This window comes from Modicisalibacter tunisiensis (genome assembly GCF_020148005.1).
GTDB classification, from domain to species: Bacteria; Pseudomonadota; Gammaproteobacteria; order Pseudomonadales; family Halomonadaceae; genus Modicisalibacter; species Modicisalibacter tunisiensis.
This window is the reverse complement of the sequence record NZ_JAGXFD010000001.1, coordinates 496153-518515: the sequence shown is the minus strand read 5'-3', so window position 1 is coordinate 518515 and position 22363 is coordinate 496153. Positions and strand designations below refer to the sequence as shown.

Annotated in this window: 19 protein-coding genes, 2 tRNA genes and 1 rRNA gene; 8 read left to right on the top strand and 14 right to left on the bottom strand. The window is 67.7% G+C overall.

Going from position 1 to position 22363, the window contains the following annotated elements:
- Positions 1-103: 103 nt before the first annotated feature.
- The 8 genes from folK to dksA all read right to left on the bottom strand — a co-directional run bounded on the left by folK (position 104) and on the right by dksA (position 8906).
- On the bottom strand, positions 104-604 hold the full coding sequence (gene folK / locus KGQ91_RS02415) for a 2-amino-4-hydroxy-6-hydroxymethyldihydropteridine diphosphokinase (RefSeq protein ID WP_163650512.1): 501 nt from the start codon (positions 602-604) through the stop codon (positions 104-106).
- Positions 597-2006: a polynucleotide adenylyltransferase PcnB gene (gene pcnB, locus KGQ91_RS02410; RefSeq protein ID WP_163650513.1), complete on the bottom strand. Its 1410-nt coding sequence runs from the start codon at positions 2004-2006 to the stop codon at positions 597-599. The genes folK and pcnB overlap by 8 nt, the downstream gene beginning before the upstream one ends.
- A 408-nt stretch (positions 2007-2414) precedes the next feature.
- Positions 2415-2720 carry a hypothetical protein gene (locus tag KGQ91_RS02405; protein WP_163650514.1) on the bottom strand — a complete coding sequence of 102 codons (306 nt, stop codon included), beginning with the start codon at positions 2718-2720 and terminating at the stop codon, positions 2415-2417.
- A gap of 214 nt (positions 2721-2934) precedes the next feature.
- Positions 2935-4326 (bottom strand): sigma-54-dependent transcriptional regulator, encoded by a 1392-nt coding sequence (locus KGQ91_RS02400; protein WP_224420173.1) that lies wholly within the window; start codon positions 4324-4326, stop codon positions 2935-2937.
- Positions 4304-7267: an ATP-binding protein gene (locus tag KGQ91_RS02395; protein ID WP_224416429.1), complete on the bottom strand. Its 2964-nt coding sequence runs from the start codon at positions 7265-7267 to the stop codon at positions 4304-4306. Before KGQ91_RS02395 ends, KGQ91_RS02400 begins: the two co-directional genes overlap by 23 nt.
- Positions 7257-7433, bottom strand: coding sequence for a hypothetical protein (locus tag KGQ91_RS02390; RefSeq protein ID WP_224416430.1), 177 nt, complete (start codon positions 7431-7433; stop codon positions 7257-7259). The genes KGQ91_RS02395 and KGQ91_RS02390 overlap by 11 nt, the downstream gene beginning before the upstream one ends.
- A gap of 87 nt (positions 7434-7520) precedes the next feature.
- Positions 7521-8408 carry a tRNA glutamyl-Q(34) synthetase GluQRS gene (gene gluQRS, locus KGQ91_RS02385; RefSeq protein WP_163650518.1) on the bottom strand — a complete coding sequence of 296 codons (888 nt, stop codon included), beginning with the start codon at positions 8406-8408 and terminating at the stop codon, positions 7521-7523.
- 60 nt (positions 8409-8468) lie between these two features.
- Positions 8469-8906 (bottom strand): RNA polymerase-binding protein DksA, encoded by a 438-nt coding sequence (dksA, locus tag KGQ91_RS02380; RefSeq protein WP_163650519.1) that lies wholly within the window; start codon positions 8904-8906, stop codon positions 8469-8471.
- Between the two features lie 238 nt (positions 8907-9144).
- On the opposite strand from dksA, the gene KGQ91_RS02375 reads away from it, so the two are divergent.
- On the top strand, positions 9145-10311 hold the full coding sequence (locus KGQ91_RS02375) for an aminotransferase class I/II-fold pyridoxal phosphate-dependent enzyme (RefSeq protein WP_163650520.1): 1167 nt from the start codon (positions 9145-9147) through the stop codon (positions 10309-10311).
- A 1-nt stretch (position 10312) separates the two neighbouring features.
- Positions 10313-11071: a DNA/RNA nuclease SfsA gene (sfsA, locus tag KGQ91_RS02370; protein WP_163650521.1), complete on the top strand. Its 759-nt coding sequence runs from the start codon at positions 10313-10315 to the stop codon at positions 11069-11071.
- 34 nt (positions 11072-11105) lie between these two features.
- Here sfsA and metW read toward each other — a convergent pair whose 3' ends face one another.
- The 5 genes from metW to KGQ91_RS02345 all read right to left on the bottom strand — a co-directional run bounded on the left by metW (position 11106) and on the right by KGQ91_RS02345 (position 15140).
- Positions 11106-11717: a methionine biosynthesis protein MetW gene (gene metW, locus KGQ91_RS02365; RefSeq protein WP_163650522.1), complete on the bottom strand. Its 612-nt coding sequence runs from the start codon at positions 11715-11717 to the stop codon at positions 11106-11108.
- The gene (metX, locus tag KGQ91_RS02360; RefSeq protein ID WP_163650523.1) at positions 11717-12877 is read right to left on the bottom strand and encodes a homoserine O-succinyltransferase MetX; all 1161 of its coding nucleotides are present in this window, start codon (positions 12875-12877) and stop codon (positions 11717-11719) included. Before metX ends, metW begins: the two co-directional genes overlap by 1 nt.
- Before the next feature lie 87 nt (positions 12878-12964).
- A complete protein-coding gene (locus KGQ91_RS02355) occupies positions 12965-13555 on the bottom strand; it encodes a YggT family protein (protein WP_163650524.1) in 591 nt (196 codons plus the stop codon).
- Between the two features lie 12 nt (positions 13556-13567).
- Positions 13568-14404 carry a pyrroline-5-carboxylate reductase gene (proC, locus tag KGQ91_RS02350; protein WP_224416431.1) on the bottom strand — a complete coding sequence of 279 codons (837 nt, stop codon included), beginning with the start codon at positions 14402-14404 and terminating at the stop codon, positions 13568-13570.
- A gap of 28 nt (positions 14405-14432) precedes the next feature.
- Positions 14433-15140 (bottom strand): YggS family pyridoxal phosphate-dependent enzyme, encoded by a 708-nt coding sequence (locus KGQ91_RS02345; RefSeq protein ID WP_163650526.1) that lies wholly within the window; start codon positions 15138-15140, stop codon positions 14433-14435.
- Positions 15141-15187: 47 nt separating this feature from the next.
- Between KGQ91_RS02345 and KGQ91_RS02340 the strand changes: the two genes are divergently transcribed.
- Together KGQ91_RS02340 and KGQ91_RS02335 are read left to right on the top strand one after the other, a co-directional pair.
- Positions 15188-16228 (top strand): type IV pilus twitching motility protein PilT, encoded by a 1041-nt coding sequence (locus KGQ91_RS02340; RefSeq protein ID WP_163650527.1) that lies wholly within the window; start codon positions 15188-15190, stop codon positions 16226-16228.
- Positions 16229-16266: 38 nt separating this feature from the next.
- Complete coding sequence (locus KGQ91_RS02335; protein WP_224416432.1) at positions 16267-17412, top strand: PilT/PilU family type 4a pilus ATPase; 1146 nt, start codon at positions 16267-16269, stop codon at positions 17410-17412.
- Positions 17413-17438: 26 nt separating this feature from the next.
- Here KGQ91_RS02335 and KGQ91_RS02330 read toward each other — a convergent pair whose 3' ends face one another.
- Positions 17439-18548: an anhydro-N-acetylmuramic acid kinase gene (locus KGQ91_RS02330; protein WP_224416433.1), complete on the bottom strand. Its 1110-nt coding sequence runs from the start codon at positions 18546-18548 to the stop codon at positions 17439-17441.
- Positions 18549-18648: 100 nt separating this feature from the next.
- On the opposite strand from KGQ91_RS02330, the gene tyrS reads away from it, so the two are divergent.
- The 4 genes from tyrS (at position 18649) to KGQ91_RS02310 (ending at position 22360) form a co-directional block, all read left to right on the top strand.
- On the top strand, positions 18649-19845 hold the full coding sequence (gene tyrS, locus KGQ91_RS02325) for a tyrosine--tRNA ligase (protein ID WP_224416434.1): 1197 nt from the start codon (positions 18649-18651) through the stop codon (positions 19843-19845).
- A gap of 607 nt (positions 19846-20452) precedes the next feature.
- Positions 20453-21990 (top strand): 16S ribosomal RNA (locus KGQ91_RS02320).
- Positions 21991-22084: 94 nt separating this feature from the next.
- Positions 22085-22161, top strand: a tRNA-Ile gene (locus KGQ91_RS02315).
- Between the two features lie 123 nt (positions 22162-22284).
- Positions 22285-22360, top strand: a tRNA-Ala gene (locus tag KGQ91_RS02310).
- Positions 22361-22363: the final 3 nt, after the last annotated feature.

Genomic DNA, 22363 nt, shown 5'->3' with positions numbered 1-22363 from the left:
TGTCGGACTGCACCCGTTTCGAGGGCATGGCGGGCAGGGTGTTACCTGGGTTGTTACCCGCTTCGGGTCTGAAGTGTGGGATGGTAACAATCGTGATGCAACTCTACTGCTGCGAGGCCAGGCGCTGCAAGCCGTCCCGGCCGAGGGCGCGGGCCAGGCCTGACACGGGCGTGTCGCCGAGGCGCTCGTCCGGGGCGATGTCGGCCAGCGGCACCAGCACGAAGTTGCGCTCGGCGATCCCCGGATGGGGCAGGGTCAGGCGTGGCCAGCGAGCCCGGCACCCCTCGTAGAGCAGCAGGTCGAGGTCCAGGGTGCGCGGCCCCCAGTGGCGTCGGCGGACGCGGCGATGGCGCTGTTCGAGGGCCTGCAGCTGGTCGAGCAGCGCCAGCGGCGACAACTGCGTGGCCAGTCGGGCCACGGCATTGATGAACGGCGGCTGATCCTGGGGCCCCATCGGTGCGCTGCGATACAGCGGTGAACCGGCTTCGAGCCGGGTCAGCGGCAGGGCCTCCAGCTCGGCCAGGGCCCGACGCACCTGATGCTCGGGGTCGTCGAGGTTGCTGCCCAGGCCGATGTAGGCAAGGCGGGGCCGCGGCTCAGTCATGGTCGGGCGTCGAGCGCCGGTTGCGCCCACCGCGGCGGCGCTTGCGCGGGCGGCGGCGCGGCCCGGGGGTGCCGGCGGGGTCGGCGTCCACCTTGCCGAGCAGGCGGCGCTGCTCGTGTTCGTCGCCTTCCTGGAAGGCCGTCCACCAGTGCCCCAGGCCGGGAGCAATCTCGCCGGCGCTCTCGCGCAGCAGCAGGAAGTCGTAGGCGGCGCGGAAGCGCGGATGCTCCAAGGTCTGAAAGGCACGCTTGCCGCGGCGCCGGGGCAGGCGTTCCTGCAGGTCCCAGATATCGCGCATGGGCAGGCTGAAGCGCTTGGGAATCGAGGTGTGCTGGATTTGGCGCGACACGGCCTGCTGGGCTGCGGTCTGCTGGGCGGGAATCGGCGGCATACCTTCCGCCTGAAGCTGCCGGGCCCGCCACTGCACGCCGGGCCACAGCAGGGCGCCGAACAGGAAGGCGGGCGTGACCGGCCGCTCCTGGCGGATGCGCTCGTCGGTATTGGCCAGGGCCTGGAGGATCAGGGGTTCGGCCCACTCGAGCTCGGCGATGGACTCGTCCGCCTCGGGGAAGAGCATGGCGAACAGGCCGTACTCGCGCAGCAGGTGATAGGTGGCCACCGCCTGGCCGGAGAGGAAGAGCTTGAGCACTTCCTCGAACAGGCGGGCCGGGGGAATCTGCAGCAGCAGCGGTGCCATGTCGCGGATCGGGGCTTCGGTCGCCGCGGCCAGGCTGAAGTCCAGCTTGGCGGCGAAGCGGATCGCCCGCAGCATGCGCACCGGATCCTCGCGATAGCGCACCTGCGGATCGCCGATCAGGCGCAGCGTGCGGTTCTCGATGTCGGTCAGGCCGCCGGCCCAGTCGTGCAGGGAGAAGTCGGCGATATTGTAGTAGAGCGCGTTGACGGTGAAGTCGCGGCGCATGGCGTCTTCCTCGACGCTGCCCCAGACATTGTCGCGCAGCAGCAGCCCGTCTTCGGACTGATGGGCGAGGTGCTCGCCGTGCTCGTCGCCGGGGCGGCCGCGGAAGGTGGTGACCTCGATGATCTCGCGCCCGAAGCGCACGTGAACGATACGGAAGCGCCGCCCGATGATGCGCGAGTTGCGGAACAGCTCGCGCAGCTGATCCGGCGTGGCGTCGGTGGCGACGTCGAAATCCTTGGGTGTCTTGCCGAGCAGGGCGTCGCGCAGGCAGCCACCGACCAGATAGGCCTCGAAGCCGGCGTTGTGCAGGCGATAGAGCACCTTGAGCGCGCTGTCGCTGAACAGGCGCCGCGAAATGGGGTGGTCTTCTCGGGGAAGTATGCGAAGCCCGGGAGTCTGGCCGGAGCCGTCCTGATTGCCGAAGAGTGTCTTCAATCGTTCACCGGGGCGTTGCAGAAAGCGGGTAAATCCTTTGAACATGCCGCGATAGTGTCTCGCTGTTCGCGAAAAAGCCAGTGTAGCGGAGCGCCGGACCCTTGCAAAGCATTGAAGGCACGTCGGAGGCGGCGCACGCCCGTGAGAGTCCATGAGAAAGGGGAGGCCAATGGCCTCCCCTTAAGCTTTCCGACAGCGTCCATGCTGTTGATTTTTCTTCGTGATGGCGCATCGCCTTGAATACGCACCACAGTCACCAATCGGAGTCATCAGGCAAGCAGAGTCTTGTTGTTGGTTGTCTTCCTGATGGCGACCGCCTCGTATTCAAAACAATAATCCAACACGACGGCAGGGGTGTCTGCCTCCCTCCGGCGGCTTGTTGTTGTTGCCGAAGGTGCTCCTCGGACAGGCGTTGTTGTTGTTCGTCCCGTGCACGGAGCGTCGCGTCCCGATTCATTCACCGGATTGTCTCGGCCCTGTTGTGATTGTTGTGGCCGATGGATTCCTCGCCTGGGTGCTTGTTGTTGTTCGCCCTCGGGAATCGATGTCGTTGCCTGGCTTGTTGTTGGGTTCTTGCAACGCGCTGTCGCCGCGAACGTCTCTTGTTGTTGTTGGCGTCGCCGGCATCCGGGTCTTGTTTTTCTTGACCGATATGTTGCACCAGGCATGCCATGTGTTCTTTTGTTCTTTAAAAACAGGATCTTGTGTTTTTGGTGTCGACAGCTGATCGTCGTCGGTAGCGCGGGTGTTACCGTTCATGCCCCGCGATGGGGAAAATGCTGGGTGGGATGGTAACAAGTGGTGCAGACCTTCCGGTTCGGCCGGTCCCGGGAGGCGTTTCGCGTGAAGAAATTCCTGTTAGACCATGGTCTTGGACGACCTTGGTCGCAGCCGCAGCCGATGACCGTTCGGCTTTCGCCGGCGGTCGTCGGCAATGGCAAGGAAGGCGTATACGTCAGGCAGAAACGCGTCGTCAGGCCGAGCGGCTGCGGGGCGACTTCTTGCGGGGGATGCCGAGGCGCTGACGCCGCTCCCAGAGGCACTTGCGGCTGATGCCCAGCTTCTGCGCCAGTTCGGTCTCGCTCATCTGGTCCTGATGCTCGAGCACGAAGTGCTGGAAGTAGTCCTCCAGGGAGAGATCCTCCTCGGCTACCGCCTTGCCGCCGTCGTCGGTATCCGCCGGGCCGCGCGGCGTCACCGGCGTCCGGGGTCTGGGGGAGGGCCTGAGGCCCAGGTCGTCGGGATGGATCAGGTTGCCCTCGGCGAGGATCACCCCGCGTTCCAGGGCATTCTCCAGCTCGCGCACGTTGCCCGGCCAGGGATAGTCGCGGATGTCGCGGCGCGACGAGCGCGAGAGTTTCAGGCCCTCGCGGTCGTGACGGCGACAGGCGGACTGCAGCAGCACATCGGCGATCTTCAGGATGTCGCCCTCGCGTTCGCGCAGGGGCGGCAGGTCGATCTGCATCACGTTGAGTCGATAGTAGAGGTCGAGGCGGAACTCGCCGCTCTTCGACAGCGCATGCAGGTCGCGATGGGTGGCGGCGATCAGGCGCACATCGACGTGACGGGTCTCGACCGAGCCGATCTTGCGGATCTCGCCCTCCTGCAGCACGCGCAGCAGGCGCGCCTGGGCGTCGAGCGGCAGTTCGCCGATCTCGTCGAGGAACAGCGTGCCGCCGTCGGCGGCCTCGACCAGTCCGGTGCGCGCCGCGCTGGCGCCGGTGAAGGCGCCCTTCTCGTGACCGAATAGCTCGGACTCGATCAGCGTCTCGGGAATCGCCGCGCAGTTGACGCAGATCAGCGGTGCCCGTGCTCGCCGGCTCTGGCGATGGATGGCGCGGGCGACCAGCTCCTTGCCGGTGCCCGACTCGCCCTGGATCAGTACCGTGACGTCCGCCGGCGCCGTCTTGCGAATGCGGGTGTACACGGCCTGCATCGCCGGGCAGTCGCCGATCATGTCCTGCGGGACCTGGGGCTGCGCGGCCGGCGACGGGGCCTCGGTGCTCTCGCGGCGCGGGGCATGCTGCTCGAGGGCCTGGCGCACGGTGGCCAGCAGCTCCTCGTGGTCGAAGGGCTTGGCCACGTAGTCCACGGCGCCCTGCTTCAGGGCATCCACGGCCGAGCGCATGCTGGCGTAGCTGGTCATGATCAGCACGGGCACCGGTGCGGCGGCCTCGATCAGCGCGGTGCCCGGATCGCCGGGCAGGCGCAGGTCGCTGATGATCAGGTCGAAGCGATCGAGACCCTGGCGCCGGGCGTCATCGACCGATTCGGCCTCGCTGACCGTGTAGGCGTGGCGCTCCAGCAGGCGGCGCAGCGCCGTGCGGATGATGGCTTCGTCTTCAACGATCAGAATCTGGGTCATCGGTGTCTCTGCCATCCTGATGGGGTTCCGGCAGCCACAGGGCGATGCGGGTGCCGTGATCGAGGTCGGGAAGGGGCGATTCGACATGCACCTGGCCCCGGTGGTCGCGGATGATGCTGTAGACCAGCGACAGGCCGAGTCCGGTGCCTTCTCCCGGGGGCTTGGTGGTCGTGAAGGGCTCGAACAGGTGATCGCGAATCGCGGGATCGATGCCGCCGCCGGTGTCGACCACCGCCAGATACACCCCGCCGTCCCGCGCTCCCGCCTCGACGACGACCGTGGCGCCCGGCGGGCTCGCGTCCCGGGCATTGCCGAGCAGGTTGACCAGCACCTGCACCAGCCGCTGGGCATCGCCCTGCACCGTCAGGCCGGCGGGGCAGTCGTTGCAATAGACGATATCCTCGCCCGAGCGGGCCAGCTGTATCAAGTGCAGGGCCTCGTCGGCCAGTTCGCGGACGTCGCAGGGCGCCATGCCGGTGGCCTGTCCGCCGTGTCGGCCGCCGTGGGCGAAACTCACCAGCGAGCCGACGATTCGCGAGATGCGTTCGGTGAGCTGCTGGATCTGGTCCGCCGTCTCCAGCACCAGCGGGTCGTCGGTGTCGTAGCGCAGGTTCTGGACCAACGAGGAGATGCCGGTGACGGGGTTGCCGATCTCGTGGGCGACGCCGGCGGCCAGGCGGCCGATCGAGGCCAGGCGTTCGGCATGGACCAGCTCGTCCTCCAGCCATTTCATGTCGCTGTGGTCCTCGATCAGCACCACGGTACCGCCGCGCTCGCCGTCGGCCACGTCGAGGTCGGCCTTGTGCAGGGTCAGGTAGCGGGTGCCGGCTGCCAGCGGCACGGCCTGCTTGTACAGGAAGCGGTCGTGGTGATCGAAGGTGCGCCCCAGCAGTTCCGCCCAGGGCGCCGGCAGGCTCTCGCGGCGCGCACCGATCACGCTGTCGCCCTCGATGCCGGACAGCCGCGCCAGGGCCTCGTTCCACATCAGCAGCTCGCCATCGTCGCCGAAGGCGCACAGGCCGACCGGCAGCTGGGTCAGGGTGCGGCGATGGTAGCGGCGCAGTCCGTCGAGCTCGCGAGCCAGGCCGGTCAGGCGCGAGCGGTAGGCCTCGAGCAGGCTCTCGACGTAGTGCACGTCATCGGTGGCCGGCTGCGGGCCGTTCTGGAAGGGCAGGAAGCGGTCGACGATGTCCCGCGCCACCGAGGGGCCCATCAGGCCCGACAGATTGGCCTGGACCCGGCCGCGCAGCCGGCGCAGGGCGTAGGGTCGGCTTTCCTGAGGCGACATGCCCAGGTCGTCCAGAGCGTGGTCGACCTCGCGGGCGGCGACATCGGTGCCCAGGGCCGCGCTCAGGTGCTGCTTGAAATCCGCCGCCGTGCGCGCGCTGAGCGGCAGGCGCTTGGGGCGGATGACGGCATCGATCGAGCAGGCCTCCGCGGCGGCGCGCTCCCCGTCGGAGGTGCGCGTCATCAGCGAGACCCCGATGAAGGTCAGGGCATTGGCGGCCAGCGAGATCAGGGTGACGGCGTACCAGGCCGGCTCGTTCTCGAGCAGCTCGAGCCCCGGCGGCACGACCACCAGTGGCGGCAGGTCGGCGATCAGCGGCAGCCACAGCCCGCCCAGCCACAGCAGGCTGCCGACCAGCAGGCCGCTGACCATGCCCTTGCGGTTGGCGCCCGGCCAGTAGAGCACCGCCAGCATGCCGGGCAGGCACTGGGCGATGCCGATGAAGGCTACCAGCCCCAGGGTGGTAGGGTCGTGATGCACGCCTACCAGCCGGTAGAACACCCAGCCGCCGAGAATCACGGCGATGATCAGCAGGCGGCGCAGGCCGAGCAGCCAGCCGTACAGGTTGCCCTGGCGCGCCGGCGGGTGGGCCACCAGCACCAGGTGGTTGAGCGCCATGCCGGCCAGCGCCAGGGTGGTGACCACCAGGGTGCCGGCGGCGGCGGCGAGGCCGGCGACGAAGACCAGCGCGATCACGCCGGGGGTGTCGCTGAGGGTGAATGCCAGGTAGGCGAGCCCGGTCTTCGGCGAGGCGGTGCCGAGCGCCTGTCCGGCCCACAGGATCAGCGGCGCGGGCAGGGCGATCAGCAGCAGCAGCAGCGGCAGTTGCCAGCCCGCCTGCAGCAGTGCCTGGCGTGACGGTCCGCGGGCGAACGCCATGTGGAACATGTGGGGCGCCAGGAAGGCGGCGGCGAAGAACAGCAGCAGCAGGGTGCGCCACTGGCCGGGCGGCAGCCGGGCGGCCAGCGCCTGCAGCGGCTGGCCGGGCCCATCGAGCCATTGCTGCAGGTCGGCCGGGCCGGTGAAGACACCGTACAGGGCGATGCCGCCCAGGGTGAGCATGGCACCGAGCTTGAGCAGCGAGCCGGTGGCGACGGCCACGGCGAGGCTGTCGTGGTCGGCGTTGAGATGCGCGTGGCGCGCGCCGAGGCGCAGGGCCATCACCGCCGCCAGCACGCAGAAGGCCAGCGCCAGCCAGGCCGGCTCGGCAACCCCGCTCAGGCGATAGGCGATGGCGCCCACCACCTGCACCTGCTGGGCCAGCAGCGGCAGCACGGCGAGCAGGGTGATCACGGTCACCAGCGTGCCGACCCAGCGGCTGCGGAAACGGAAGGCGAACAGGTCGGCCAGCGAGGCCAGCTGATAGGTGCGGGTCAGGCGCAGGATCGGCACCAGCAGCACCGGCGCCAGCAGGAAGGCGCCGGCCACGCCCAGGAAGTAGGCCAGGTAGCCGTAGCCGATCTCGGCGGCCAGCGCGACGCTGCCGAACAGGCCCCAGGCGTTGACGTAGACGCCCAGCGACAGGCCGTAGACCAGCGGATGATGCACGACCCGCGCCGGCAGCCAGCCCCGCTCCACGACGCCGGCAATCAGCAGCATCAGCCCCAGGTAGCCGGCGGTCAGCGCCAGCAGCCCCGTCAGGCTAATGCTCATCGAGCTTCCTTTTCTGCTCGAGCCATATCGATAGGGCGATCAGCCCGCCCCAGATCAGGAAGGGGCGATACCAGGCCATGCCGGGAACCGCCCAGCCGCTCATCAGCGCCGGCGACAGCAGATAGCCGCCGAAGACCAGAAACAGCATGATGCGGTAAACGTACATTCGCAGGTCCGCGCGGAAGAAATCCTCGAGTGTAGGGAAGGCGAGGGCAGCGACTCAAGCCGACGTGTGTCGCATCCCTGCCCGCGTTCAGGCGGGCGGGGCGGGAAGATGCGCGCGGGCGTCGAGCCGGCCCGGGTCCCAGTGGCTGACGGCGTGGGCGAGCTGCTCGGCCACGGGGGCCGTGCGCAGGGCCGCCGGCGGCGCCTGGGCCAGCAGGCCCAGGGCGTCGTGCAGCCGGTGGCGAACGCTGGCGTCGTCCTCGGGCAGCGCGGGGGCGAGGTTCTGCTTGGAGAGCTTCTGGCCGTTCTCGGCCACCACCAGCGGCAGGTGCAGGTAGCGCGGATGCGGGACGCCCAGCGCGGCCTGCAGCTGCCACTGCCAGGGCGTGTTGTCGAGCAGGTCGACGCCGCGCACCACGTCGGTGATGCCCTGGTCGGCGTCATCCACCACCACCGCCAGCTGATAGGCCCACAGCCCCTCCTTGCGCTTGAGCACCACGTCCCCCCGCTCGGCGGGGTCGAAGCACTGCGCGCCGAACAGGCGGTCATGCCAGATGACCGGGCGTTCCCCGAGATCGCTGCGCAGCCGCCAGGCCAGCGGGCGCCCGGGGGCGCGCACGCCGTCGCGGCACCAGCCGGGGTAGACGGGGTGCTCGCGCCATTCCTTGCGCGAGCAGCTGCACGGGTAGGCCAGCCCGGCGGCGGCCAGGCGATCCAGCGCCGCCTGGTAGGCGGCGTCGCGAGTCCGCTGATGGCGGACCTCGCCGTCCCAGTGGAGGCCGTAAATCTCGAGCTGGCGGCGGATGGCGTCGGCGGTGCCCGGCGGGCAGCGCGGCGGGTCGACGTCCTCGATGCGCAGCAGCCAGGTGCCGCCGACATGGCGGGCGTCGAGGTAACTGCCCAGCGCGGCGACCAGCGAGCCGAGGTGCAGCGGGCCGGAGGGCGTGGGGGCGAAGCGGCCGCGATAACCGGGCATCGAACTCTCCTGAAACGCAAACGGGCGCCATGCGGCGCCCGTGTCCGGTCGGACGGGGGATCAGCCGCCCAGCTGCTTTTCCTTGAGCTCCGCCAGCGTCTTGCAGTCGACGCACAGGGTGGCGGTCGGGCGTGCCTCGAGGCGGCGGATGCCGATCTCGACGCCGCAGGCCTCGCAGAAGCCGTAGTCGTCCTCGTCGATCTTCTCGAGGGTCTCGTTGATCTTCTTGAGCAGCTTGCGCTCGCGATCGCGGGTGCGCAGCTCAAGGCTGAAGCCTTCTTCCTGGGTCGCCCGGTCGGCCGGGTCGGCGTAGTTGTTGGCGTCTTCCTGCAGATGGCGCACGGTGCGGTCCACCTCTTCCATGAGATCCTGCTTCCAGCCCAGCAGGATCTGGCGGAAGTGCTCCAGCTGCTTGTCGTTCATGTACTCTTCACCCGGCGCCGGCTCGTACGGGGTGAATCTCTTGGGCGCTTCCGTTTTCTGTTCCGCTACTGGCATGGGGCTGCCTCATTACGCAAGTGACTTGGGCCGATGCCCGGCCGGTCGGAAGCGGGTCGGCGTGTCCGTCTCCGCCGCCTCCGCGGATGGCATGCCCACCCGAAGCCTTGCTTATTTAGCGAAAAAGCGGGGGGTTTGCAACCGCTGCGGGCGCTTGTCGTGAGAAGATTGACCCGTGTCGCATGCCCGGGCAACGTGGCGTGCGGATCTGGCGATGGCGCAGGAGGAGGACGCCGGCATGAACTGGAACGCCCGTATCGATCGGGTGCAGCCGTTTCGGGTGATGGGGCTGCTGGAGCAGGCCCAGGCGCGCGAGGCGGCCGGACACGACGTGATTCACCTGGAGATCGGCGAGCCCGACTTCGCCACGCCCGAGCCGGTGGTGGAGGCCGGGCGGCAGGCGCTGGCCGAGGGGCGGACCCGCTACACGCCGGCCGGCGGCATTCCGGCGCTGCGCGAGGCGATTGCCGGCCACTATGCGGCGCACTTCGGCGCCGCCATCGATCCGGCGCGGATCCTGGTCACCCCGGGGGCCTCGGGGGCGCTGCTGCTGGCCAGCCAGCTGCTGGTGGGGCGCGGCGACCGGGTGCTGATGGCCGATCCCACCTACCCCTGCAACCGCCACTTCATGGGGCTGGCCGATGCCGAGATCGACTGCGTGCCGGTGGGCGACGAAAGCGGCTGGCAGCTCGACGCCGCGCTCGTCGCCCGGCACTGGCAGCCGGCGACCCGGCTGGCGATGCTGGCCACGCCCTCCAATCCCACCGGGCACATGCTCGATGCCGGCGGCCTGCGTGCCGTGGCCGGCGAGGTAGCCCGTCGCGACGGTGCGCTGCTGGTCGACGAGATCTACCAGGGGCTGAGCTACGATGTGGCGCCGGTGAGTGCCGCGGCGGTGGCCCCCGAGGCCTTCGTGGTCAACAGCTTCTCGAAATACTTCGGCATGACCGGCTGGCGCCTGGGCTGGCTGGTCGCCCCCGAGGCCGCCGTGGAACCCCTGACCCGGCTGGCCCAGAACGTCTTCCTCGCCGCGCCGACACTGTCGCAGCACGCCGCCCTGGCGGCCTTCACCCCCGAGTGCGCCGGCGAGCTCGAACGCCGTCGGCGCGAGTTGCACCGGCGTCGCGATGCGCTGCTCGCCGGGCTCGAGCGGCTGGGGCTGGCGCCGGCGGTGCCGCCCCAGGGGGCCTTCTACCTGTGGCTCGACGTGTCGCGCTACACCCGCGACAGCCAGGCCTTCTGCCAGCGACTGCTGGAGACCGAGAACGTCGCCATCACCCCGGGCGTCGATTTCGCCGTGCGCGGCGGCGAGCATCACGTGCGCATCGCCTTCACCAACGACGTCGCCCGGCTCGAGGAGGCGGTGGCGCGGCTGGCGCGTTTCCTGGACCGCGAGACGCCCTGAGATGACCTACGAGGCGCTGGTTCCCGGCATCCTGCGGCGGCGCTACAAGCGCTTCCTCGCCGATGTCGAACTCGCCGACGGCACCGTGGTGGTCGCCCACTGCCCCAATACCGGCTCGATGCGCGCGGTCAACGTGCCGGGCTGCCGGGTCTGGCTGTCGCCGAGTACCAACCCGGCACGCAAGCTGGCCTGGACCTGGGAGCTGATCGAGCTGCCCCGGCCGGACGGCGGGGTGGCCCTGGCCTCCGTGCATACCGGGCGCACCAATGCCATCGTCGAGGAGGCGCTGCGCGCCGGGCGGGTGGAAGCGCTGGCCGGCTATGCCACGCTCAAGCGCGAGGCGAAGCTCGAGGGGGCACGTCTCGACTTCCGGCTCGACGACCCGCAGCACGGCACCGCCTTCGTCGAGGTCAAGCAGGTCACCCTGCAGGAAGCCGACGGTCACGGCTACTTTCCCGATACGGTCAGCGAGCGTGCCACCCGGCACCTCGAGACCCTGGCGGCGCAGGTCGCCGCCGGGCACCGCGCGGTGCTGCTGTTCTGTGTCGCCCATACCGGCATCCGTGACGTCGCCCCGGCCGCGCATCTCGACCCGCGCTATGCGGAGACGCTGCGGCGGGTCGTCGAGGCGGGGGTCGAGGTGCTGGCCTACGGGTGCCGGGTGGATCGGGACGACGGTCGGCCGGCCGGCATCAGCCTGGACGACCGCTTGCCGGTGTCACTGCATCGCCAGTTGCACGACGCCGGCGTCGTCGACTGACGCGGGCACCGGCATCCGGCGCGATCCGGCGTCTTCAGCCATGACGGCGTGCCTCGCCGCGGCCGACCCGGAAGATGGCGATCTCGCCGAACAGGTTGGGCCACAGCCGGCTGGACCAGTGGCTTTCATGGTCGCCCCGGCCCACCGCGCGGTCGGTGATCACCAGTCCCTTGTCGGTGCACAGGCGCTCGAAGTCGTTGAAGGTGGACTGGTGGATGTTGGGCGTGTCGTACCAGGCGTAGGGCAGCGAGCGCGACACCGGCATGAAGCCCTTGAAGCCCAGGTACAGGCGATGACGCCAGTAGGCGAAGTTGGGAAAGGTGATGATCGCCTCGCTGGCCACCCGCAGCATCTCGTCGAGCATCCGGTCGGGGCGGCGCAGGGCCTGCAGGGCCTGGGTCATGATCACCAGGTCGCAGGCGTCGTCGTCGAAGTTGGCCAGGCCCTGGTCGAGGTCCTGCTCGATGACGTTGACGCCGCGTTCCAGGCAGGCGGTGATGCCGTCGGGGTCGATCTCGAGGCCGTAGCCGGTGACGCCCTTGTCGCGGGCCAGGGCGTCGAGCAGGGTGCCGTCGCCGCAGGCCAGGTCGAGGACCTGGGCACCCTCGGGCACCCAGTGATGGATCAGTGTCAGGTCGGGACGCATCAGTGACGCTCCTCCAGGCCGAGGTCGCGGGCCACGCGGTGCATGAAGCCGCCGAACACGGCGCCATAGCGCGCGTCCGGGAGCAGGAAGGCATCGTGGCCATGCGGGGAGTCGATGGCCGCGTAGCTGACCGGCTTGCGGGCCCGCATCAGCGCATCGACCAGCTCCCGCGAGCGTTCCGGTGTGAAGCGCCAGTCGGTGGAGAAGCTGACCACCAGGAAACGGCAGGAGGCCGGCGCCAGGGCGGCGGCCAGGTCGCCCTGATGGTCGGCCGCCGGGTCGAAGTAGTCCAGCGCCTTGGTCATCAGCAGGTAGGTGTTGGCGTCGAAGGCGGTGGAGAAGGCGTCGCCCTGGTAGCGCAGGTAGGACTCGACCTGGAACTCCACGTCATAGCCGAAGTTGAGCTCGTCGCTGCGCAGGTCGCGGCCGAACTTGGCGCCCATCGAGTGCTCGGACAGGTAGGTGATGTGGCCGACCATGCGCGCCAGCTTGAGGCCGCGTTTGGGCACGGTATCGTGCGCCGCGTACCAGCCGCCGTGGAAGTCGGGGTCGGAGCGGATCGCCTGGCGGGCGACCTCGTTGAAGGCGATGTTCTGTGCGGTCAGCCGGGGGGTGGCGGCGATCACCACGGCGTTGGCGATGCGTTCCGGGTAGCGCATGGCCCACTGCAGCACCTGCATGCCGCCCAGGCTGCCGCCGACCACGGCGGCGAAGCGCGCGATGCCCAGCCGGTCGGCGAGCCGGACCTGGCTGTCGACCCAGTCGCCGACGGTCATCACCGGGAACTCCGGTCCCCACAGGCGGCCGGTCTCGGGATTGATGTGGCAGGGGCCGGTACTGCCGTGGCAGCCCCCCAGGTTGTTCAGGGAAACCACGAAGAAGCGGTCGGTATCGATGGCCTTGCCGGGACCGATGTGGGCGTCCCACCAGCCGGGCTTGCGGTCGTCGGGGCTGTGATAGCCGGCGGCGTGATGATGGCCCGACAGGGCATGACAGACCAGCACGGCGTTGCTGCGCTCGGCATTGAGCTCGCCGTAGGTCTCGTAGACCAGCTCATAGGCCGGCAGGGTCTTGCCGCAGGCCAGCGGCAGGGGCTCGTCGAAGCGGGCCTGCTGCGGCGTCACCAGACCGACCGAATCGGCGGGGAGCGTTTCGGGCATGAGGGGTCCGTGTCCAGTTCGTGACAGGGCCCGGTCGGACCCTGTGTCTTGCGTCATTATCGGTATTGTCGATTGCCGGGCCGCCGTTCAGAGACCGACCAGGGCGCCGGCGATGCCGGCGGCGCGGGTCAGCGAGCCGACCAGGACGCTGTCGATCAGGTTGATGGCGATGAACACCACGATCGGCGACAGGTCGATCATGCCCAGCGGCGGGATCACGCGGCGTACCGGGGCCATGATCGGCTCGACCAGCTGCATGATCAGGATCGCGCCCGGGTGGCTGGCGTGAGGCGCCACCCAGCTGAGGATGATCATGCCGATCAGGGCGAAGAAGTAGATCTTGAGGATCGCGCTGGCCAGCGCCGCCACCGAGGCGATGGCGATGCCGCCGAAGGAGGGAATGCCGCCGATCGCCACCTGCATGATCAGGATGATGCTCAGCGCCTTGATGATGAAGCCGGCCGCCAGGGTCGCCAGGTCGACGCGACCCATGGGCCGCAGGAATCCCTGCAGCGGCTTGACCACCGGCTGGGTCACCTTGACCACCGACTGGCTGATCGGGTTGTAGTAGTCGGCACGCGATGCCTGCAGCAGGAAGCGCAGCATCAGCAGGAACAGGTAGATGTTGATCAGGGTGTTGACCAGCATCAGGCCGGCGCTTCCCAGTTGACTTCCCATGGAGTCCCTCCGTTATCGGTTCGGCGTCGACTCGCCGAGTTCGGCGGCCATCTCGCGGGCGCGGGCGGCGCAGGCTTCGGTTGCGTCGGCGAACAGCTCGCGCAGCCCGCCGTCCTCGAGGCTGTGGATGGCGCGCTCGGTGGTGCCGCCCGGCGACATCACGTTGCGGCGCAGCTGGGCGGGGTCGTGCTCGCTGCGTTGCGCCATCGTCGCCGCCCCCAGGCCGGTCTGCAAGGCCAGCCGGCGCGCCGTGGCGGCGGGCAGGCCGAGCCGTACCCCGGCTTCCTCGAGGGCCTCGAAGACCAGGAAGAAGTAGGCCGGGCCGCTGCCCGACACCGCGGTGACGGCCTCGAGCAGGGCCTCGTCGTCGACCCACTCGACGATGCCCACGGCCTCCAGCAGCGTGGTGGCGAGCTCGCGCTGCGCGTCGCTGACCCGGGCATTGGCGTAGAGGCCGCTGGCGCCGGCCCCCACCAGCGACGGCGTGTTGGGCATGCAGCGCACCACCGCCAGGTCGCCGCCGAGCCAGGTGTCCAGGGTTTCGGCGGTGAGGCCGGCGGCTACCGAGACGATCAGCGGACGGCGCGCCTGCACGGCGTCGCGCAGGCCTTCGCAGACCTCGCGCATGATCTGCGGCTTGACCGCCAGCACCACCACGTCGGCCTCGGCGACGGCCGCGGCGTTGTCGTCGGTGGTGTGGATGCCACGTTCGGCGGCGAGCGCCGTCAGCCGCTCGGCGTCGGGGCTGGTGGCGGTGATCGCCGTGGCCGGATAGCCGTTGTCGATCATGCCGCCAAAGATGGCGCTGGCCATGTTGCCGGCGCCGATGAAGGTGACTTGGCTTGCCATGCGAAGCTCCTCTGAGAAGCGTGAGTGGTCAGGGGCGCGGAGGCCGGGCCCCGAAGATGGCGGTGCCCAGCCGCACCCAGGTGGCGCCTTCCTGCACAGCGGCTTCCAGGTCGCCGCTCATGCCCATCGACAGGGTGTCCAGGGCCCGTTCGGGGTGCGCCGTGTTGAGGCGTTCCAGGCACTCGCGCAGCTGGGCGAAGGGCCGGCGCTGGGCGTCCAGGGTCTCGGCCGGGGCGGGAATCGCCATCAGCCCGCGCAGGCGCAGATTGGGCAGGCCGGCGACCTCGAGGGCCAGTGCCTCGAGCGCCTCGGGCGGCACGCCCGACTTGCTGGCCTCGCCGCTGACATTGACCTGCAGGCAGATCTCCAGCGGGCCGAGTTCGGCGGGGCGCTGGGCCGAGAGGCGGCGGGCGATCTTGAGCCGGTCGACGCTGTGCACCCAGCGGAAATGCTCGGCCACCTCGCGGGTCTTGTTGGATTGCAGCGGGCCGATGAAATGCCAGACGATATCTTCCAGCTCGGCGAGCGCGGCCTGCTTGTCGAGGGCTTCCTGCAGGTAGTTTTCGCCGAAGTCGCGCTGCCCGGCCCGGTAGGCCTCGCGGAGGCGTTCGGCCGGCTGGGTCTTGCTGACCGCCAGCAGGCGGGTGGCGTCGGCACGGCGGCCGGACTGCCGAAGAGCCGCGTCCAGGCGCCGGCGGGCGCGCAGGAGGGCTTCGCTGACCTGAGCGTCTGGCATACTGGCCTCTATCCGAATAACGACAGCAACACGAGCAGGGGAAGTGAATGGATATTACCGAACTACTGGCATTCTCGGCAAAGCAGAACGCCTCGGACCTGCACCTGTCCGCCGGGCTGCCGCCGATGATCCGGGTCGACGGTGACATTCGCCGGCTCAATGTGCCGGCGATGGAGGACAGTGAAGTCCGCCGGATGATCTACGACATCATGGGCGATCGCCAGCGCCGCGACTACGAGGCCTACCTTGAGACCGACTTCTCCTTCGAGGTGCCCGGGGTGGCGCGCTTTCGCGTCAATGCCTTCAATCAGGGCCGCGGTGCGGGGGCGGTGTTCCGCACCATCCCCGGCCGGGTGATGACGCTCGAGGACCTGGAGCTGGGCGAGGTGTTCCGCCAGTTCGCGCGGATGCCGCGGGGGCTGGTGCTGGTGACCGGGCCCACCGGCTCGGGCAAGTCGACGACGCTGGCGGCGATGGTCGACTACATCAACGAGACACGCCACCATCATATCCTGACGATCGAGGATCCGATCGAGTTCGTGCATGTCAGCAAGCGCAGCCTGATCAACCAGCGCGAGGTGCACCGTCACACCCAGGGATTCTCCCAGGCGCTGCGCTCGGCGCTGCGCGAGGATCCCGACGTGATCCTGGTCGGCGAGCTGCGTGACCTGGAGACCATCCGGCTGGCGCTGACCGCGGCGGAGACCGGACATCTGGTATTCGGCACGCTGCACACCACCTCGGCGGCCAAGACCATCGACCGGGTCATCGACGTCTTTCCCGGCGACGAGAAGGCGATGGTGCGCTCGATGCTCTCCGAGTCGCTGCAGGGGGTGGTGTCACAGGCCCTGCTCAAGCGCCAGGGGGGCGGGCGCGTCGCCGCCCACGAGATCCTGGTGGCCACCTCGGCGGTGCGCAACCTGATCCGCGAGGACAAGGTGGCGCAGATCTATTCGGCGATCCAGACCGGGGGCAACCTGGGCATGCAGACCCTGGACATGGCGCTGAGCCGGCTGGTCAACCAGAACCTGGTGTCCCGCGAGGAGGCCCAGGCCAAGGCCAAGGGACGCCTGCCGGCGGCCTCCTGAAACAATGAATACCATGGTGACGCGACAAGGAGACCGGCATGACACCCGGTGAATGGCTGCAGCAGCTGCTGGACCTGATGATCGACAAGCAGGCCTCGGACATGCTGATTTCCACCAATGCGCCGGCCTCGCTGAAGATCGACGGCCAGCTGGTGGCGCTGGGCGAGACGCCGCTGTCGATCGCCCAAGTTCGCCAGCTGGTGATGGCGGCCCTGCCCCAGGGCCTGACCGAGCGCTTCGAGCGCGACCACGAGGCCAACTTCGCGCTGAGCCTGCAGGGCAAGGGGCGCTTTCGGGTCAGCGCCTTCTATCAGCGCAGCCAGATGGCCATGGTCATCCGCCGCATCGCCTTCGACATTCCGTCGCTGACGGCGCTGGGCCTGCCGGACGCGCTGGGCGAGCTGGCGCTGCTCAAGCGGGGGCTGGTGTTCGTGGTGGGCGGCACCGGCACCGGCAAGTCCACCACCCTGGCGTCGATGATCCAGTATCGCAACGCCAGCGCCGGCGGCCACATCCTGTGCATCGAGGACCCGATCGAATACATCCATCCGCATCGCCGCGCGATCATCAATCAGCGCGAGGTGGGCATCGATACCGAGTCGTTCGAGGTGGCGCTGAAGAACGCCCTGCGCCAGGCGCCGGACGTGATCATGATCGGCGAGATCCGCTCCCGCGAGACCATGGAGCAGGCGCTGACCTTCGCCGAGACCGGTCACCTGTGCCTGGCGACCCTGCACGCCAACAACGCCAACCAGGCGCTCGAGCGCGTCATCCACTTCTTTCCCGCCGAACGCCACGAGCAGGTCTGGCTGGATCTGTCGCTGAACCTGCAGGCGATCGTCGCCCAGCAGCTGCTGCCGCGTCAGGACGGCCGGGGTCGCGTGGCGGCGATCGAGATCCTGCGCCGCTCGCCGCTGATCGGCGACCTGATCCGCAAGGGCGAGGTGGGCGAGATCAAGGGCTTGATGGCGCGTTCGCGGGAGCTGGGCATGCAGACCTTCGACCAGGCGCTCTATGAGTGCTATCGACGGGGCGACATCAGCGAGGATGTGGCCTTGGTCCATGCCGAGTCGGCCAACGACCTGCGCATGATGATCAAGTTCGGCGACGGCGCCCATCAGGGCGTGGAGCAGGCGCTGGATGCCGCCGACCGGCTGTCGCTGCGCGACAGCGACGACTACTGAAGGCCGCTGCCGCGCTCGGCGCGGCGTCAGCGGCTGTAGAGGCCGCCCAGCACGCGTCCGCCCGCCGCGCCGGTGACGGCCGGCAGGTTGCCGGGCAGCCCTTCCAGACGCCGCCAGGCCAGCCAGGCGAAGGCGCCGGCCTCGAGCCAGTCGGCATGCCAGCCGAACGTCTCGCAGCCGGCCAGCGTCAGGGTCGGCAGATGGCGGCCCAGGCGTTGCAGCAGATCGGCGTTGTGCGTGCCGCCGCCACAGGGGATCAGGGTGGCGGGCACCGGGCCGAGCGTCTGGGTAACGCCCAGCGCGATGCTCCTGGCGGTCAGTTCGGCGAGCGTCGCCTGAACGTCCCGCGCCGCTTCGCGGCCGCTCAGCTGTGCCTCCAGCCAGGCGAGGTGGAAGTATTCGCGGCCGGTGCTCTTGGGCGGGTGTCGGGCGAAGAACGGATCTTCCAGCAGGCGCTCGAGCAGGGCGGCATCGACCGTGCCGGCGGCGGCCCAGCGACCGTCGGCATCATAGTGGCCGTGGTCATGATGGCGGGCGTACCAGGCGTCGAGCAGCGTATTGGCCGGCCCGGTATCGAAGCCGGTGACCGGCAGCGCTCGCGAGCCGGGCGGAAGCAGGGTCAGGTTGGCGAAGCCGCCCAGGTTGAGCACCGCCCGCCATTCGTCGCTGTCCGAGAACAGTGCGGCATGAAAGGCCGGGGCCAGCGGGGCCGCCTGCCCGCCGGCGGCCAGGTCGCGGCGGCGGAAGTCACCGACCACGGCACAGCCGGTCAGTTCGGCCAGCAGGCTGGGATTGTCGAGCTGACAGGTATAGGGGGCCTCGCCGTCCGGGGCGTGCTCGATGGTCTGGCCGTGGCTGCCGATGGCGGCGATCGCGCCGGCGTCCAGGTGGTTGCGCTCGAGCAGCTGCTGGACCGCCTCGGCCTGCCGCCGGCAGAAGGCCGATTCCGCCCGGGCCAGGTCGGCGAAGCGCACCGCGTCGGCCTGGCACAGGGCCAGCAGGTCGGCGCGCAGCGTCTCCGGCATGGGCACGCCGACGGCATCCAGCAGCTCGGGGCGGCCCTCGCCGCAGCGGACCAGGGCTGCATCGATGCCGTCCAGGCTGGTGCCCGACATCAGGCCGACGAACAGGGGCATGAAGGTCTCCTTCCGTGGGATGCGCTCAACCGCGTGTGCCAGACATGCTACCATCCCCGGCCATTGATCCAGACAACCGTTTGCTGTGGAGAAGGGCACGATGACCGATGTCGCCGATGCGCTGGCGCTGCTCAAGCGCGGTGCTCATGAAATCCTGCTCGAGGATGAGCTGAAGCAGAAGCTCGCTTCCGGGCGCAAGCTGCGTATCAAGACCGGCTTCGACCCCACCGCCCCGGACCTGCACCTCGGGCACAGCGTGCTGCTGACCAAGATGCGTCAGTTCCAGGACATGGGCCACGAGGTGATCTTCCTGATCGGCGACTTCACCGGACGGATCGGCGACCCCACCGGCAAGAACGTCACCCGCAAGCCGCTCACCGAGGAGGAGATCAAGGCCAACGCCAGGACCTACCGCGAGCAGGTCTTCAAGGTGCTCGACCCGGAGAAGACCATCGTCGCCTTCAATGCCGACTGGATGAGCAAGCTCTCCGCCGCCGACATGATCGAGCTGGCCGCCCAGTCCACGGTGGCACGCATGCTCGAGCGCGACGATTTCGAGAAGCGTTACAGGGCCAACCAGTCGATCTCGATTCACGAGTTCCTCTACCCGCTGGTGCAGGGCTACGACTCGGTGGCGCTGGAGGCCGATGTCGAGCTGGGTGGCACCGACCAGAAGTTCAACCTGCTGATGGGCCGCGAGATCCAGAAGCACTTCGGGCAGGCGCCGCAGGTCGTCATCACCATGCCGCTGCTCGAGGGGCTCGATGGTGTGCAGAAGATGTCCAAGTCGCTGGGCAACTATGTGGGGCTCGACGAGGCCCCGGGCACCATGTTCAACAAGCTGGTGTCGATGCCCGACTCGCTGATGTGGCGCTACTTCGAGCTGCTGTCGCTGAAGTCCAACGAGGCAATCGAGGACCTGCGTCGGCGCATCGACGCGGGTGCCAACCCCCGGGACATCAAGATGGAGCTGGCGCGCGAGCTGATCGCCCGTTACCACGGCGAGGAAGCCGCCGCCAACGCGCACCGCAGCGCCGGCAACCAGCTGGCCGAGGGCGAGCTCCCCGAGGACATGCCGGAAGTCACGGTCGAGTTCGAGGGCGGGCAGGCACCCATCGCCGCGGTGCTCAACCGCGCCAACCTGACCAACAACAGCGCCCAGGCCAAGGACATGCTCGGCAATGGCCGGGTCAAGGTCGATGGCGAAGTGGTCGCCCGCGATCACATGCTCGATACCGGCAGGAGCTACGTGATCCAGGCCGGCAAGAAGCGCTACGCACGGGTGACGCTCGCCTGAGAGTACTGTCAGCTTGTTGCCGTTTCCGACGCCCGCCTTCTGGCGGGCGTTCTGGTTTATCCACACCCGGTTTGTCGGCGTCTCGCGAGAGCGGGCGTGGCCAGGTGAAAGGGGGCATTCGGGAGGACCTCGAAATTTTTTTCGGCCGAGGGCTTGTCAGGGCCGAAGGTGGGGCGTAAAGTACGCATCCGCTGCCGACGACGGGACACGTCACCGGCGGTGGAGGGGAGAAGCAAGTGGTTGTTTCCTCGACGGTTTTTGGAAGGTGCGATGAAAATTGCACTTGCCAGGCCACGTCGAAACGCCTAGAATGCTCTCCCGTGATTCGGCAGGCCGGCGGCCGCCGCGGGATCGGTGTTCACCGATCGCCACGACGCCAGACGCCGCTTGACACGCCGGGCCGAATCGGTAGAATACAGCCTCTCTCGCAACGAGGCGCTCAACGAGCAACGGTTGCGACGCTCTTTAACAATTCGATCAGGTAATTCATGTGGGCGCTTGGCCGAGATAACGGTGACACGTCACCAAATATCAAGGCAAGCGACTCGTCAAGAGACGTTTGAACCTTGAGTCAGGTTTGGTTCCACCTTAGGAACTATCAGACTTTAAACTGAAGAGTTTGATCATGGCTCAGATTGAACGCTGGCGGCAGGCTTAACACATGCAAGTCGAGCGGAAACGATCCCAGCTTGCTGGGAGGCGTCGAGCGGCGGACGGGTGAGTAATGCATAGGAATCTGCCCGGTAGTGGGGGATAACCTGGGGAAACCCAGGCTAATACCGCATACGTCCTACGGGAGAAAGCAGGGGATCTTCGGACCTTGCGCTATCGGATGAGCCTATGTCGGATTAGCTTGTTGGTGAGGTAACGGCTCACCAAGGCAACGATCCGTAGCTGGTCTGAGAGGATGATCAGCCACACTGGGACTGAGACACGGCCCAGACTCCTACGGGAGGCAGCAGTGGGGAATATTGGACAATGGGCGAAAGCCTGATCCAGCCATGCCGCGTGTGTGAAGAAGGCTTTCGGGTTGTAAAGCACTTTCAGCGGGGAAGAAAGCGTGCCGGTTAATACCCGGCACGGACGACATCACCCGCAGAAGAAGCACCGGCTAACTCCGTGCCAGCAGCCGCGGTAATACGGAGGGTGCAAGCGTTAATCGGAATTACTGGGCGTAAAGCGCGCGTAGGCGGCCTGTTAAGTCAGATGTGAAAGCCCCGGGCTCAACCTGGGAATGGCATTTGAAACTGGCAGGCTAGAGTGCAGGAGAGGAAGGTAGAATTCCCGGTGTAGCGGTGAAATGCGTAGAGATCGGGAGGAATACCAGTGGCGAAGGCGGCCTTCTGGACTGACACTGACGCTGAGGTGCGAAAGCGTGGGTAGCAAACAGGATTAGATACCCTGGTAGTCCACGCCGTAAACGATGTCGACTAGCCGTTGGGTCCCTTGAGGACTTAGTGGCGCAGTTAACGCGATAAGTCGACCGCCTGGGGAGTACGGCCGCAAGGTTAAAACTCAAATGAATTGACGGGGGCCCGCACAAGCGGTGGAGCATGTGGTTTAATTCGATGCAACGCGAAGAACCTTACCTACCCTTGACATCCTCGGAACTTGGCAGAGATGCCTTGGTGCCTTCGGGAACCGAGAGACAGGTGCTGCATGGCTGTCGTCAGCTCGTGTTGTGAAATGTTGGGTTAAGTCCCGTAACGAGCGCAACCCCTATCCCTATTTGCCAGCGATTCGGTCGGGAACTCTAGGGAGACTGCCGGTGACAAACCGGAGGAAGGTGGGGATGACGTCAAGTCATCATGGCCCTTACGGGTAGGGCTACACACGTGCTACAATGGACGGTACAAAGGGTTGCAATCTCGCGAGAGGGAGCGAATCCCAGAAAGCCGTTCTCAGTCCGGATCGGAGTCTGCAACTCGACTCCGTGAAGTCGGAATCGCTAGTAATCGTGAATCAGAATGTCACGGTGAATACGTTCCCGGGCCTTGTACACACCGCCCGTCACACCATGGGAGTGGACTGCACCAGAAGTGGTTAGCCTAACTTCGGAGGGCGATCACCACGGTGTGGTTCATGACTGGGGTGAAGTCGTAACAAGGTAGCCGTAGGGGAACCTGCGGCTGGATCACCTCCTTAACCGACACGTCACCGTGTCCGGTCAAGTGTCCACAATGAATTACCTGATCGGCCAGAGCAACGACTGTTTGGGTCGAGGACCCAGTGGTAAGCCGGGTCTGTAGCTCAGTTGGTTAGAGCGCACCCCTGATAAGGGTGAGGTCGGCAGTTCGAGTCTGCCCAGACCCACCAAATCCTAGCCATGACAGCGTTATTTCGTGAATCGCCTAGCAGGCTAGGCGTCGCCTCGAAATGCCTTGTCCTGACCAGGATTGCCAAGGATGAAAGCGCAAGCTGACGTTCTTGACGTGATTGGGGGCCTTAGCTCAGCTGGGAGAGCGCCTGCCTTGCACGCAGGAGGTCACCGGTTCGATCCCGGTAGGCTCCACCATCA

Bases quoted from the DNA above. Each gene is read 5' to 3' on its own strand.
- tyrS (WP_224416434.1), top strand. From the start codon at position 18,649: ATGACCGATGTCGCCGATGCGCTGGCGCTGCTCAAGCGCGGTGCTCAT.
- KGQ91_RS02345 (WP_163650526.1), bottom strand. From the start codon at position 15,140: ATGCCAGACGCTCAGGTCAGCGAAGCCCTCCTGCGCGCCCGCCGGCGC.
- dksA (WP_163650519.1), bottom strand. From the start codon at position 8,906: ATGCCAGTAGCGGAACAGAAAACGGAAGCGCCCAAGAGATTCACCCCG.
- KGQ91_RS02355 (WP_163650524.1), bottom strand. From the start codon at position 13,555: ATGGGAAGTCAACTGGGAAGCGCCGGCCTGATGCTGGTCAACACCCTG.
- KGQ91_RS02405 (WP_163650514.1), bottom strand. From the start codon at position 2,720: ATGAACGGTAACACCCGCGCTACCGACGACGATCAGCTGTCGACACCA.
- proC (WP_224416431.1), bottom strand. From the start codon at position 14,404: ATGGCAAGCCAAGTCACCTTCATCGGCGCCGGCAACATGGCCAGCGCC.
- KGQ91_RS02340 (WP_163650527.1), top strand. From the start codon at position 15,188: ATGGATATTACCGAACTACTGGCATTCTCGGCAAAGCAGAACGCCTCG.
- metW (WP_163650522.1), bottom strand. From the start codon at position 11,717: ATGCGTCCCGACCTGACACTGATCCATCACTGGGTGCCCGAGGGTGCC.
- KGQ91_RS02390 (WP_224416430.1), bottom strand. From the start codon at position 7,433: ATGTACGTTTACCGCATCATGCTGTTTCTGGTCTTCGGCGGCTATCTG.
- pcnB (WP_163650513.1), bottom strand. From the start codon at position 2,006: ATGTTCAAAGGATTTACCCGCTTTCTGCAACGCCCCGGTGAACGATTG.
- KGQ91_RS02375 (WP_163650520.1), top strand. From the start codon at position 9,145: ATGAACTGGAACGCCCGTATCGATCGGGTGCAGCCGTTTCGGGTGATG.
- KGQ91_RS02400 (WP_224420173.1), bottom strand. From the start codon at position 4,326: ATGACCCAGATTCTGATCGTTGAAGACGAAGCCATCATCCGCACGGCG.
- gluQRS (WP_163650518.1), bottom strand. From the start codon at position 8,408: ATGCCCGGTTATCGCGGCCGCTTCGCCCCCACGCCCTCCGGCCCGCTG.
- KGQ91_RS02330 (WP_224416433.1), bottom strand. From the start codon at position 18,548: ATGCCCCTGTTCGTCGGCCTGATGTCGGGCACCAGCCTGGACGGCATC.
- sfsA (WP_163650521.1), top strand. From the start codon at position 10,313: ATGACCTACGAGGCGCTGGTTCCCGGCATCCTGCGGCGGCGCTACAAG.
- metX (WP_163650523.1), bottom strand. From the start codon at position 12,877: ATGCCCGAAACGCTCCCCGCCGATTCGGTCGGTCTGGTGACGCCGCAG.
- KGQ91_RS02395 (WP_224416429.1), bottom strand. From the start codon at position 7,267: ATGAGCATTAGCCTGACGGGGCTGCTGGCGCTGACCGCCGGCTACCTG.
- KGQ91_RS02335 (WP_224416432.1), top strand. From the start codon at position 16,267: ATGACACCCGGTGAATGGCTGCAGCAGCTGCTGGACCTGATGATCGAC.
- folK (WP_163650512.1), bottom strand. From the start codon at position 604: ATGACTGAGCCGCGGCCCCGCCTTGCCTACATCGGCCTGGGCAGCAAC.